This is a genomic window from Dactylosporangium sp. NPDC051541, from assembly GCF_044454505.1.
Classification (GTDB): domain Bacteria; phylum Actinomycetota; class Actinomycetes; order Mycobacteriales; family Micromonosporaceae; genus Dactylosporangium.
The window spans coordinates 150,112-163,103 of record NZ_JBITDU010000009.1; the positions used below are offsets into that span (position 1 = coordinate 150,112).

Consider the following 12,992-nt stretch of genomic DNA (forward strand, 5'->3'; position numbering starts at 1 on the left):
CGCCTTGTTAAGGGTGTTGCACACGCTAGGAGTGGCGTGACGCACGTCGCTATGTGGCCGGACCACACAGAATCGACGGTTCTTAGTGGGTGACCTGGTCCAGGAACGCGTCGAGCACGGGTAGGAACCCCGGCGACAGCTGTGGGTTCTCTCGCGCTGCCACCGGATACAGCATGTGCCCCACCCCAGGCAGCACGGCGATCCCGTTGACGCCGCGGTGCCGGGCCGGCAGCCGCTCCCCCAGCACGGCGAGACTGCGCTCGACCGGGACATGCTCGTCGGCGGCCCCGAAGAACGCCATGAGCGGGCACTGCAGGAACGGCAGCAGCGCGCCCGGGTCGAAGGTCAGGTTGCGGGCGAAGAAGCCGAGCTCCTCCACCGTGTCGTAGGGCGGGCTGTTCTCGGCCTCGGGCTGGTCGGCCAGGACCTGGGCCGGGTCTTCACCGGCGGCGAGCCGGGCGGCCCGCTCGTCGGCCCACGCGAGCCCGGCCGCGACCGACTCCTCGGACCGTCCCTCGCGGCGCATCACCCGGGCCAGCCGGGTGCGCTCCTGCTCCTCGATGCCGACGTAGGGCCCGCCGAGCGTCACCACGTAGTCGACCTGGTCCGGGTAGGTGACCGCGGCCAGCAGCGAGACCCACCCGCCCTGGCTGTAGCCGATCAATCCGGCCCGCTCGACCCCGGCCTGCTTGCGCAGGGCGCCCAGGGCCGCGATGGCTTCCGCGGCCCGGTCGGCGAGGGTCTGTGCCCGCCAGTCCCCGGGCGACCCGCCGCAGCCCGGCTTGTCGTGCCGCAGGGTGGCGATCCCTCGCGCGGCCAGCCATGCGGGCACGCCCGCCCAGGCGTGCCGGTCGGCCGGTCCGGACCCGTCGGACAGGACGAGACCCCCGCGGGCGGGCCCGTCGGGGGTGCAGAGGATCGCGTTGAGCGGCCCGGCCGGTGAATCGACGACCGTATCTGTCTCAGGCATTGGATCGGCCCTCCCCCCGCGCAAATCTAGCAGCGGAGGGAGGGCCGCGCCGGTTGGCTTTACTGCCCGGAGGCGGCCAGCGGCGCCTGGTAGGTCTTCAGCAGTGCCGCCTTGTCGGCGTCGACGGTCGTCCAGTCGTCCTTGAGGACCCCGCCGGTGTCACCGGAGTTCGGGTTCCAGGCCCAGTAGGTGTAGCTGAGCCCGTTGTCCTTGAGGTACGCGACGAGGTTGCGCTGCCAGATGCCTTCCAGGTCCTTGTTCCCCTGGGCGTCCTTCTCGGCCACCGAACGGCCGCCGAACTCACCCATCAGCACCGGGGCGGTGCCGTTCTTGACGAGGTAGCCGAACTGCTTGTCCCACAGCGCCGGCATGTTGGCCGGGAACGCCGGGTCGGTGAACCACTGCTGCGACCACACCTTGGGGCTGTAGTCGTGCGCGGAGTACACCAGCTTGGACTGGTCGGACAGCCGCACCGGGTGGTCCTTGGCGCCCTGGAGGTTGCCGCCCCACCAGTAGCCGTCGCCCTTGTAGCTCTCGATGCCCTCGACGATGATCAGCCAGTTGGGGTTGGCCTTGAGCACCGCGTCCCCGGCCCGCTGCGCGGCCGCCTGCCAGTCGGTCTTGGCGTTGCCGTCGCCCCAGGTCGCCTCGCCGTGCGGCTCGTTGTGGAGATCGGCCCCGACGACGAGCGGGTTGTCCTTGTAGTGCTTGGCCAGGTCGACCCAGTCGGCGATCCAGCGGTCCTCGCTGACCTTGTCCGTGTACCAGAGGTTGCTCTGCCCCTGCGACGTCGGCCGGTGCCGGTCGAGGATGACCATCATGCCGCGCTTGGTGGCGCCTTCGACCACCCGGTCCATGATCTGCGCCCCGGTGAGCCCCTTGAGCTGCGGGTTGAGCGCGTAGTCGACACCGTTGGGCTTCGAAGCCGCGTCGAACAGCTCGTTGCTGAACGGCAGCCGCATCGAGTTGAACCCCTGCCCGACCATCTGGTCGAGCATGTCGTCGAGCTTGCGCGACCACAGCCCGTGCGGCGCGAACGTATTGGTCTCCAGCCCGAACCAGTTGACGCCGGTGAACGTCACCGTCTCACCGCGGGCGTCGACGATCTTCGACCCTTCGGCGTGCAACGGCATCTGCAGCCGCTGCCCGGCCTTGGCCGACTCGGGATGGACCGTCTTGTCCTTGTCCTTGCCGAACACCGGCACGAGCGCGATCCCGGCAACCACGACCACGACGAGCGCGGCGATCCAGTAGAGGCGCGTACGACTCATAGAGCTGACCTGTCCTCACACTTGACGGCGGAGCAGGTCCAAACCTTACGGATTACGGACATATACGGTCAGCGTACAAATGCCGGTTTTATCCGTCCTACGATTGCGCGAGCACCCCCAGGCGGTACCGCAGCAGCCCGATACGCTCCGGCGGCGAGACTGAGCTCCGGCGAACAGACCATCGCCGGGAACGGCTCGCGCGGAAACTCGACATCGGCGAATGAACCGCACCAGTTCCTCCGGCGACCCCGGCCGGGCCACAGTGGACAGTCCGTTGAGCGCGGCGACGAGCCGCTCGGCCGCATCCGCAGGGTTGCCGCGCTGCCCGCAACCGGCGCCGCGGACAGCGTGTTGCCTGCTGCGGCGCGACGGTCGCCCCGTCCCACTCCCGCCGGCCGCCGACCTGTCCGCGTGGTGGCCGGCGGTGAGGCGCTGCTGGACCCGGCGGTGACGACCCGCGTGATCGCCGCGTTCGCGACCGGCCCGGCTCCGCGGCCGCCGCCGCCGCCGGAGCCGGAGCCGGCCGAACTGACACCGCGCGAGACCGACGTGCGTCCAGGCCGTGATCTACGCGTATGCGTCAGGGCTGATCCGCGCCGGCGCCGGCTCAGCGGACCAGGGGCAGGAAGAGGTCGTCGACGATCGACTCGATGCGGGCCCGTCCCACGGGTCGCATGTCCATCACCAGGTCGTGGCGGACCAGGTCGAAGGGCATCGACAGGACGGCCGGCGGGATCTTCGCCAGGTCGATCTCGCCGCGGTCGTGGGCCTGCTGATACAGGGTCGACACCCGTACCAGGCGCTGGTCGCCCAGCATGCGGTCGCGGACCTGGGTCGGGGTCAGGCCGGTGCCGGCCAGCAGCCCTGAGTAGCAGGCGGCCGCGGTGACGGCGAAGAACGCGGCCCGGGCCTCGCCCATGCCCGTCAGCGCGGCCAGCAGATCGCCGCGCAGGGTGCCGGTGTCCGGCATCGCTACCGGGTGGGAGCTGCGGTAGTGCTCCAGGGTGGCCAGGACCAGCTCGTCCTTGTTGGCCCAGCGGCGGTACAGGACGGCGATGCCGGTGCTGGCGCGGACGGCCACGGACTCCATGGTCATTTTGGCGAAGCCGGCCTCGACCAGCTCGTCCCAGGCCGCGTCCAGCAGGGCGGCCTCCAGCTCGGGGCCGCGGCGGCGTTGGGGCGTCATGGAGCCAGTATAGGGAAGGTTTGCATTCCTTAGCGCGGTGCCCTACCGTCGATAAGAGAGGGATTCCACTCTTAACCGGACTGTGAGGATGCGGCATGACCATGACCGAGACCGCCGAGGCGAAACTGTCGCCGGCGGTGCAGAAGGCGCTCCTGGCGCTCGTTGTCGGGGGGATCGCGGCGATCCTCGACTCGACGATGGTGACGCTGGCGATCCACACGCTCGTGGTGAAGCTCGAGTCGACCACCGACGCCATCCAGTGGGTCACCACCGGGTTCCTGCTCGCCATGGCCGTCGCGATCCCGGTCACCGGCTGGGCCGAGCGGCGCTGGGGCGGCAAGCGGGTCTGGATGGGGGCACTGCTGCTGTTCGTCCTCGCGTCCGTCCTGTGCGCGCTGGCCTGGAACGACGTGAGCCTCATCGGTTTCCGGATCCTGCAGGGCTTCGGGGCCGGCCTGATCTTCCCGTTGATGCAGACCCTGGCCGTGCGGGCCGCCGGCGGGCGGGTCAGCAGCCGGCTCATGGCCGCCGTCAGCATGCCGATCGCGCTCGGCCCGATCCTCGGCCCGGTCATCGGCGGGGTCATCCTCAACTGGCTGAGCTGGCGCTGGCTGTTCCTCATCAACGTGCCGATCATCGCGGTCGGCCTGTGGCTGGCCGCGCGGCACCTGCCGGACGACCGGCCCGCGGAGCAGACCACCGCCCGCCTGGACTGGGCCGGGCTGGGGCTGCTCGCACCGGCGCTGGCCGGCATCCTGTACGGGCTCTCGCAGCTCTCGCGGGAGGGCGGCATCGGCCACGCGGGGGTGCTGGTGCCGCTGGCGGGCGGGGTCGTCCTGCTCGGTGCGTTCCTGGCCAAGCCGCGGGCGATCGTCGACGTCCGCATCATGCGCAAACGGTCGCTCGGGGTCGCGTCCGCGGTGCTGTTCACGGCCGGCGCGGCGATGTACGCGGCCATGTTCCTCCTGCCGCTGTACTACCAGCAGCTGCGCGGCGACAGCGTGCTCGACGCGGGCCTGCTGCTGATCCCGCAGGGCGTCGGGGCGCTCGCCGCCCGGTTCCTGGTCGGCAAGCTGGTCGACCGGTTCGGGGCGCGGGCCGTCACGATCGGCGGGTTCCTGCTCACCGGCCTGGCCACCGTGCCGTTCGCCCTGGCCGAAGCCGGCACCAGCCTGTGGTGGCTCGGCGCCGTCCTGTTCCTCCGCGGCCTCGGCGTCGGCACCGTCCTCATCCCGCCGATGTCCGTCGCCTACCAGGAAACCGACCGCGCCGACATCCCGCACGCCACGATGAACACCCGAATCGTCCAGCAGGTCGGCGCCTCCTTCGGCACCGCCATCGTCGCCGTGGCCCTGCAGTCCCACAACATCCAGGCCGCCTTCTGGTGGGCCGTCGCCATCACCACCGTGGCCGTCGTACCCGCCGTCCTGCTCCCGCGAGCCCAGCGCCCGGCATAACCGGCGAATACCCTGACGGGCGATAGATCCGGTCGCCGTCGAGCGTGTACCAGGAACCTTCGCGGGCGGCCTGGACACTCGGGCCGGGCGGCGAGGGCTCGCACCGGGACTAGGCGACCCATTCGGCGGCTCGGACCACGGCTTCCAGCTTGGAGCGGGCGCCCATTTTGGACAGGAGGTGGCGGACGTGGCTGCGGACCGTTGTGTAGCTGATCGAGAGTTCGCGGGCGATGTCGCGGTTGTCGAGGCCTTCGGTCATCAGGGCCAGGATTTCGCGTTCGCGGGGGGTCAGGCTGTCCAGGCGCCTGGCGTGTTCTTCGGACCGTTGGGCCTGTTCGCGGCGGCGGGCCAGGAGTTTGGCCAGTTGGCGGGCGGGGACCAGGATCTCGCCGTCCACGGCTCGGCGGACGGCTTCGGCCACGTCGGCGCCGCCGGCGCTCTTGACCAGGTAGCCGGCGGCGCCGGACTCCAGGGCGGTGAGGATGACGCGGTCGCTCTGGTCGGCGCTGAGGAAGACCACTGCCACTTCCGGCTGGTGGGCGCGGAGGGCGGCGACCGCCTCGGCGCCGGTGCCGTCGGGGAGCCAGAAGTCGCACAGGACCACGTCGACGCGCTCCACGTCGGCCAGGTGTTCGACCTCGCCAACGCTGCCGGCCAGGGCGACGACGCGCAACTCCGGGTGTTCGTTGAGCAGGACGGCCAGGCCCTCGGCCACGACCTGGTGGTCCTCGACGATCAGGACCCGGTAGGGCGGGCGCGAATCATTCACGATGCTGCTCCCTTGGACTCGAGGTCGGCGCCGCGCGGCACCCAGAACGTGACGGTCGTGCCGCGGCCGGGCAGGCTGCTGATCCGGAACCAGCCGCCGGCCAGGGCCGCCCGTTCGCGCATCAGGAGCAGGCCCAGGTGGCCGGGGTCGGTGTGCAGGTTCTCGGCGCCGACGCCGTCGTCGATGACGCGGACCAGGTAGCCGCCGTCCTCCTCGCCGAGGATCACCGTGCAGCGGTCGGCGCCCGCGTGTTTGCCGACGTTGGCGACGGCCTCCTGCAGCATCCGGAACAGCAGCAGCCGCGTCGGCAGGGCCGGCTCGGCGACCAGGCGGGAATCGACGCGGACGACGAGAGCATGGTCCTCGGCGAGGTCGTCGAGCAGGTCGGAGACGGCGGCGGTCAGTCCGTCGTCGGCCAGCCGGGGCGGGCGGAAGTCGAAGATCAGCCGGCGTAGCCGCGCGGCCGCCTGGACCAGCGACTCCTCCAGCCGGTCCAGGATGGCGAGGTCCGCCGGGTCGTGCAGGCGGCGGCGCAGGTGCTGCAGGCGCAGCGTGGCCGCGGTGATCACCTGCAGGCTGTCGTCGTGGACGCCGGCGGCGATCCGGGCCCGCTCCCGCTCCTGCGTCACGATCACGTCGCCGAGCAGCTCGCCCTGCTCCTGGCCGGTCAGTGTGAGCCGGGCGATGCGCTGCTCGAGTCCGGCCCGGCCGCTGCTGCCGCGCTCCTCGACGGCGAGGGACAGCATGCCGCTGGGGTCGCCCGCCAGCGTGCGGACGCGGACGTCGACGGGGAGCGTCTCCCCGCCGGGCCGCCGGACGACGGCCGGGACGGCTTCCACGCCGGCGGCGAAGACCGGAGCAACCACAAAAAGTTCGGCGGTGGTACTGCCAAACAGCGCGGACGGCTCCCGCCCGAACAACGTCTCCGCGGCGCTGCTCGCGAGCCGGACCACCCCGGAGGCGTCCACGACCAGCAACGCTTCCGGGGCGGCGCGGAACGCCTGCCAGTACACCGGGCTCAGTTCTCCAGATCCTTGGGGACGACGTACGGCTTGGCCGACGGGATGTCGACCGGGCCGCCCGACTTGTCGACCTTGAAGTTGACCGTGGCCGTGGCGTCGCTGCGCTGGCCGTGGAGCTGGAAGACGACGGTGTCCTCGGTGTCGCCGGGGACCGTGTACTGCCCGACGGCCCGCGCGGCGCCCTTGGCGTCGACCCGGAACGCGGCCACCAGCTCCGGCTTCGCACCCTTGGCCGTCTTGACGGTGACGTGCACGGCCTCGTTGGGCGCGAACTGGGTCGCGTAGAAGTTGACCACCGTGCCGGGCAGGCCGCCGTAGGCGTTGGTGCGGGCCTGCGGCGTGAACGGCAGGATCGTGAACCCGGTGGAGGCCGAGGCTCGGCTCTGCTCGCCGGTGAAGACCAGCGACTGCGCGCCCTTGAGCTGGAACGGCATCACGATCCCGGCGCCCTTGAACGTGCCGGCGTCGTCGGTCTGGACGGCCATGACCGGCTGGCCACCGGCCGCGTTGAGCCGGACCAGGACCCGCTCGCTGGGTGCGAAGCCGCCGCCCGAGAAGGTGATCTTCTGGGTGGCCTTGACGGCGTAGGGGGCGAGTTTGATGGACGGGTACAGCCGCAGCACCTGGAACGGTGCGCTCGCCGCGGCGCCACTGGTCTTGCCCACGACTACCAGACTCGTCTGGCCGACGGCCGTGACGCCGACTCTGATCGGCGTCTTACCCACCGAACCACCCTCGTCGGCCTTGAGGGTGAGGTTGGGGTCGCCGTTGATCCGGCCCCAGAACACGTTGAGCTGCTCACCGGGGGCGAAGCCCTTCGCCGTCAGGTTGATCGTGTCGCCCGGCTTGCCGACGACGGCGGACAGCGTCGCCTGGCCGGCGCCCTGCGCGACCGCGGCGTCGGCCTTGGCCACTTTCTCGCCGCCGCGGGCCTGGGCGGTGACCTCCTGCACCGGCGTGGTCATCGTGCTCGGGAACGTGAAGTTGGCCGTGAACACGCCCCACTTGCCGGCCTTCGCGGTCGCGACCTGCTTGGGCTTCGCCGCGGCGGCCGCGCTCGGCGGCTTCTGCCCCGGCGCCGAGGACGGGCCCAGGTACACGTCGACCATCGAGCCCTGGTCGAAGCCGGAGCCGGACACGGTCACCGTGCCGCCCAGCCGGACCAGGCCCGGGTTCAGGGTGATCATCGCCGCGCCGCCGCCCTGCACCATGACCCCGTTCAGGTCGATGGTCGGCGCGGGCGGGGCCTTGGTCCGCACCTCCGTCGGTTCGGCGTCGCCCTGGCCCAGGCTGGGGGCCTCGATGCCCAGCGCGGGCAGCAGCGAGCGGCCCAGCATGACCAGGAGGAACGCGGCCACCACGGCCACCAGCAGCCGCTTGCGGGAGATCTTGGGCCGCTGCCGTTTCTTGCGCCGGGGACCACCAACGGCCGGGCGGCGCTTCAGGGTCTGCATCTTCGACACTCCAGCTAGGACGAGTTGCCGATCTTGACGATTGACAGCGAGACGTCGCCCCGGGTGGCCTGCCAGACGGTCTCCCCGTGCTGGTCGATCGCCTCGATGATCCAGGTCTCGCCGCCGCGCTGGAGGGCGTCGCGCATCTTGTTCGACATCACGACGTAGTCGACGTTCTCCCAGCTGGAATGGAAGACCTTGTCCCGCACGTCGGGGTCGGACGTGGCCTTGTAGTGCGGGTGGGCGTACTTGTACGCCGGTTTGCTGTCGTGCAGCGCCACCCAGATGTCGTCATCGATGATGAGCCGGGCGCTGGTCGGGATGTTGTGCTTGATCCACGCGACCTGCTGCTCCTGCAGGCGGGTCAGCGGGAGCCGATAGGCGTCACTGAACTCCAGTTGACCCTTCGCGTTGTACTTCACCAGGAACCCGCCCGGCATGACGAGCACCGGCACCAGCAGACAGGCCACCAGTACCGCCGCGCCGCCCTGGTTGGTTCTTCTGGTGAGCCACCCGAAGAACATCCCGAGGTTGAGCGCGAACAGCGGCACCATCGGGGCGATGTAGAAGTCCAGCAGGGCGCTGCGGCTCAGGTAGAACGCGTACCCCAGCGCCATGATCGCGCAGGCCAGCATCGGCGTGCGCAGCCGCTTGTTGCGCCGGCCCGAGATGAGCGCGAGGACGGTCGCGGCGACACCGGCGATGAGCAGGTAGCGGTCCTTGAACAGCCAGCTCTGCTGCAGCAGGTAGGTGAACGACAGGCCGGTGGAGCTGTTGGAGTTGCGGTGCAGCTGCCACCAGATCGTGTTGAGCAGCGACACGTGGCCCTGCAGCTGGTTGTTGTCCGGGTTGAACCGGAAGCCCTCCGGGAACAGCTCGTTCTTGATCTGCGCGAAGAGCAGGTAGCCGGCCACCGGGACCAGCACCGCGAACCACCAGAAGCTCACCCCGAAGCGCCGGTTGGGCTGCTCCCGGACGGTCTTGTGCAGCAGGTACGCACAGCCCGGCAGCAGGAAGACCGCGTTCTCCTTCGTCACCAGCGCGACGCCGAAGCAGGCCCCGGCGCCCATCGCGGTCACGATCCGCCGGTCCTTGCGGGCCAGCAGGTACAGCCCGAACAGGATCCAGAACATCATGAGGTTGTCGAGCAGGACCTGGCGCTGGTAGTACACGCCGAGCGGGGACAGGTTGAAGACGAACGCGGCCAGGAACGCCGCCGGTCTGCTGCCGGTGAACCGCCGCACGATCTCGAACATCAGGAACACCGACGCCAGGTGGACGATGAGCATCAGCACGCGGCCGGTGTTGATGGCGTTGCCGAACGCGCCGAAGCCACCCGGCAGGATGCCGACCCAGCCGGCCAGGGCCAGCCAGCCCATCGGGGCGTGGTCGTAGAAGTACGTGTAGGGCGAGAGCTTGCCCTCCTTCAGCACCGACCAGGCCTGCTCCATGTAGATGCCCTCGTCGGTGAGGTACAGGGGGTAGCGGAACATGTTCCAGCCGTGGCTGACCGCACCGATGAGCAGGGACACCGCGATGAGCAGTTTCGGTGCCCGGCCCGGGTCTCTGGCCGTACCCCCAACCGCAGCTTTTCTGGGTTTTTCAAGCACTTCAGCCGACATTGGTCAGCTCCGGTGCCTCGGTGCGGTGGGCGCCGACATGGGCCGTCTTCTCCCAGTTGGTCGCGCCCTTGAGCTGGCGGTACAGGGCGCGGCCGGCGGCGTAGGACAGCACCATCTGGTACGGGAACCAGGTGATCGCCATCTTCACGACGGTCCCGGGGCCGGCCTTGAGCCCGTGGGCGCCGGTGAACTCGTACAGCCCCACGACCGACATCACGAAGTGCGCGCCGAGCAGCAGCACCGGCAGCCACGACAGCATCGCCACCGGGACGGGCACGCTCAGCACGAACGCACTGAGCAGCGCCACCGGCAGATAGAACCCGAGCATCGCCTGGACGTGCGGGAAGGCGAGGGTGTACCAGGCCAGGAAGCGCTGCCGCCGGTTGGGCATCAGCTTCCAGGTGCCCTTGCCCAGCGTCTGCATGAAGCCCTGGCACCAGCGGGTCCGCTGCTTGATGAAGCTCTGCAGGGTCGGCGGGGTCTCCTCCTTGGTGACATACCGGTCGTCGTAGACCACCCGGACCTTCTCACCCATGCTGGAGACCCGCAGGCCGATGTCGGCGTCCTCGGTCAGGTTCGTCTCGTCCCAGCCGCCGAGCCGCTCGATGAGCTCCTTCTTGAAGAAGACCGTGTTGCCGCCGAGCGTGATGGCCCCGTTCTTGGCGTGGTAGTGCAGGCGGCTGCGGAACCAGAAGAAGTACTCGAGGACGTTGAACGTCGAGTACCAGTTGGAGTCGAAGTTCATCAGCTGCACACCGGCCTGCACGACGCTGACGTCGTCGCTGAGCATGATGGTGTTGACGATGTCGAACAGCTGCGGCTCGACCTCGTCCTCGGCGTCGAAGATGGCCACGATCTCGCTCGTCGCGTGGCGCAGTGCCGTGTTGAGCCCGTGCGGCTTGTTGATCGGCCCGTCGTCGAACACGATCACGTCGACGTTGCTGCGCCCGGCCGCCCGCAGCGCGTTGACCTGGGCCCGGGCCTGCTCGATCGTGCCCACGTCGTCGGCCGAGCAGACGACCAGGATCTGGACCAGGTGCGGCGGGTAGTCAGCGGACGCGGCGCGGGCGATGGTGTGCTGGATGACCGCCTCCTCGTGCCGGGCCGGGAGGATGGCGGTGAAGGAGAGTTCCGGCGTAGCACGTTGATCGGGCACCCGGGCCCGGGCGTCCGCCTCGGGCTGGTCCCACGTGTAGATCATGAGATACAGGGCGTGCGCCGCCTGCACCGTCAGCACCAGCGAGATCAGCGTGAGGACGGCCAACACCAGCTGCTCCATCGGTGCGTTCACTCCAAATCCACTTCGAGCTGACGGCGAAGTTGACCCCGAAGCCGGCCACGATGCCGACCAGGTTCGCGGGGAGGTAGTGCAGGCCGAGTCCGACCAGCAGCTGGACGACGATCACGTTGACGGGCAGGGCGGCCAGCCCGGCGAGGCTGAAGTAGGCGAACCGGGACAGCGACAGCTTCTTCTTGTGGAAGGTCCACAGTTCGTGCAGGACGTAGTTGGACACGAGCGCGAGCTCGACCGAGGCCACCGTCGCCGGCAGCAGCGCGAGCCCCAGCCGGCCGTGCAGCGTGAGCAGGGCGACGTTGTTCACGACGACACCGCTGACGCCCACCAGGGAGAACCGGCTCAGCCGATGCAGGTACGGCATCACGTTCACAACCGTGCCGACCGCTCGGGGGGCGGGGCATCACGCCACGGTGCTGCCGCCGCCGCGACCTTCGGCCTCCCCCGTTTGGCGTAGACCATCTGATCGTCTTGTGGGTAGTGCGGGCGACGATGAGTACTCGGGTCTTGATCGCCGACGACCATGCCATGGTGCGCGAGGGGCTGGTCCGGTTCCTGTCGCTCAGTGACGACCTGGAGCCGGTCGGCGCGGCGGCCGACGGGCAGCAGGCCGTGGAGCTGGCCCACGCCCTGCGCCCGGACCTGGTGCTGATGGACCTGCTCATGCCGGTCCTCGACGGGGTCAGCGCGACCGCCGCCATCCGCCGGGAGCTGCCGGGCGTCGAGGTGGTGGCGTTGAGCGGCTACCTGGAGCCGCAGCTCATCGCCGACGCCCTCCACGCGGGCGCGGTCGGCTACCTCCTGAAGGACACCGACGCCGACGAGCTCCACCGGGCCGTCCGCGCTGCGGCCGCCGGCCAGGTGCAGCTGTCACCCGCGGTCGCCGCCCGCCTGGTGCGCGACGTGCACGTGCCGGGCGCCCCGCCGCAGCTGACCCGCCGCGAGGAGGAGGTCCTGACGCTCCTGGCCCGCGGCCGCGCCAACGGCCAGATCGCCCGGGAGCTGCACATCGCCCCGCAGACGGTGAAGACGCACGTCAGCAACATCCTGCAGAAGCTCGGCGCCTCGAGCCGCACCCAGGCCGCCCTCTACGCGATGCGCGCCGGCCTCGTCCCCCTGAACGCCCCGTCATGACCCGCGTCGCCCTGCTGGACGCCCGGGGTGCGCTCGTCTGCGGCGCCGACGGCTTCGTCGATCGCGCGGTCGTGCGGCGCGCCCTGGCCGGGGCGCGAGCCGTGCGGCATCGGCGCGTCACGTATCTGCCGGTGGCCGGTGGTCTGCTGGCCGCCTCCATTCGCTCTCGCCGGTTGCTGCCGTTCGTGCCGCTGGCCGAGCTCTTCCTGGCCGAACGCGCTCGGCTGGCTCGGGATCTTCACGATTCGATGGTGCAGACGCTGTATGGGATCAGCCTCGGTGCGGGCACGGCGGCCGAACTGTTGCACGGCAACCCGGCCCACGCCGAAGCGTCATTGACGTGGATCAAGGAGACAGCCACCGCGGGCCTCACCGATCTCCGTGGCATCATGCTACGACTTCGGCCCTCCCTCCTGCTCGAGGCCGGACTCATTCCCACGCTCCGCAGCGCCTTCAGCACGACCGGTATGCACCTGGAGCTCGACGCCGATGTGGCCATGAGCCCGCCGGTGGAGGAGGCGCTGTTCCGCATCGCGCTCGAGGCCCTCGGCAACGCCGCCCGCCACGCCGAGGCCTCGCAGGTCACCGTGCGGCTGGTCGGCGCCGACCGGTGGGTGGTGCTGGAGGTCGCCGACAACGGGGTCGGGTTCGTGCCGTCCGCGGCGTTCCCCGGCCGGCTCGGCCTGCGCTCGATGCGGGAGCGGGCGGCGCTGCTCGGCGGGACCCTCGACATCCACACCGCACCCGGTGCCGGCACGGTGGTCCGGGCGGCCCTTCCCGCCGGGTGAGGGCCGCGTGCGGGATGGGGGCGAT

At 70.3% G+C, this 12,992-nt stretch carries 11 protein-coding genes and 1 pseudogene; 3 read left to right on the forward strand and 9 right to left on the reverse strand.

Annotation, left to right across the window (positions count from 1 at the left end; genetic code table 11):
- Positions 1-82: 82 nt before the first annotated feature.
- From ACIA8L_RS34900 to ACIA8L_RS34910, 3 genes are all read right to left on the reverse strand, one after another.
- Positions 83-970, reverse strand: coding sequence for an alpha/beta hydrolase family protein (locus tag ACIA8L_RS34900; protein WP_395911171.1), 888 nt, complete (start codon positions 968-970; stop codon positions 83-85).
- 59 nt (positions 971-1,029) lie between these two features.
- The gene (locus tag ACIA8L_RS34905) at positions 1,030-2,241 is read right to left on the reverse strand and encodes a glycoside hydrolase family 5 protein (RefSeq protein WP_395911173.1); all 1,212 of its coding nucleotides are present in this window, start codon (positions 2,239-2,241) and stop codon (positions 1,030-1,032) included.
- A gap of 607 nt (positions 2,242-2,848) precedes the next feature.
- On the reverse strand, positions 2,849-3,427 hold the full coding sequence (locus tag ACIA8L_RS34910; protein ID WP_395911174.1) for a TetR/AcrR family transcriptional regulator: 579 nt from the start codon (positions 3,425-3,427) through the stop codon (positions 2,849-2,851).
- A gap of 95 nt (positions 3,428-3,522) precedes the next feature.
- On the opposite strand from ACIA8L_RS34910, the gene ACIA8L_RS34915 reads away from it, so the two are divergent.
- On the forward strand, positions 3,523-4,884 hold the full coding sequence (locus ACIA8L_RS34915) for an MDR family MFS transporter (protein ID WP_395911176.1): 1,362 nt from the start codon (positions 3,523-3,525) through the stop codon (positions 4,882-4,884).
- A 109-nt stretch (positions 4,885-4,993) separates the two neighbouring features.
- Here ACIA8L_RS34915 and ACIA8L_RS34920 read toward each other — a convergent pair whose 3' ends face one another.
- The 6 genes and pseudogenes from ACIA8L_RS34920 to ACIA8L_RS34945 form a co-directional block, all read right to left on the reverse strand.
- On the reverse strand, positions 4,994-5,653 hold the full coding sequence (locus tag ACIA8L_RS34920; RefSeq protein ID WP_395911177.1) for a response regulator: 660 nt from the start codon (positions 5,651-5,653) through the stop codon (positions 4,994-4,996).
- Entirely contained in the window at positions 5,650-6,666 is a 1,017-nt protein-coding gene (locus ACIA8L_RS34925) for an ATP-binding protein (RefSeq protein WP_395911178.1), read from the reverse strand. Before ACIA8L_RS34925 ends, ACIA8L_RS34920 begins: the two co-directional genes overlap by 4 nt.
- Before the next feature lie 5 nt (positions 6,667-6,671).
- The gene (locus tag ACIA8L_RS34930; RefSeq protein ID WP_395911179.1) at positions 6,672-8,129 is read right to left on the reverse strand and encodes a hypothetical protein; all 1,458 of its coding nucleotides are present in this window, start codon (positions 8,127-8,129) and stop codon (positions 6,672-6,674) included.
- Positions 8,130-8,143: 14 nt separating this feature from the next.
- A complete protein-coding gene (locus tag ACIA8L_RS34935; RefSeq protein ID WP_395911180.1) occupies positions 8,144-9,661 on the reverse strand; it encodes an ArnT family glycosyltransferase in 1,518 nt (505 codons plus the stop codon).
- Between the two features lie 79 nt (positions 9,662-9,740).
- On the reverse strand, positions 9,741-11,042 hold the full coding sequence (locus ACIA8L_RS34940; RefSeq protein ID WP_395911183.1) for a glycosyltransferase: 1,302 nt from the start codon (positions 11,040-11,042) through the stop codon (positions 9,741-9,743).
- 13 nt (positions 11,043-11,055) lie between these two features.
- A pseudogene (locus ACIA8L_RS34945) lies at positions 11,056-11,409 on the reverse strand (GtrA family protein); the annotation flags it as partial.
- Between the two features lie 128 nt (positions 11,410-11,537).
- Here ACIA8L_RS34945 and ACIA8L_RS34950 point away from each other — a divergent pair.
- On the forward strand, positions 11,538-12,179 hold the full coding sequence (locus tag ACIA8L_RS34950; protein WP_395911184.1) for a response regulator: 642 nt from the start codon (positions 11,538-11,540) through the stop codon (positions 12,177-12,179).
- The gene (locus tag ACIA8L_RS34955; protein ID WP_395911186.1) at positions 12,176-12,967 is read left to right on the forward strand and encodes a sensor histidine kinase; all 792 of its coding nucleotides are present in this window, start codon (positions 12,176-12,178) and stop codon (positions 12,965-12,967) included. Before ACIA8L_RS34950 ends, ACIA8L_RS34955 begins: the two co-directional genes overlap by 4 nt.
- Positions 12,968-12,992 lie beyond the last annotated feature (25 nt).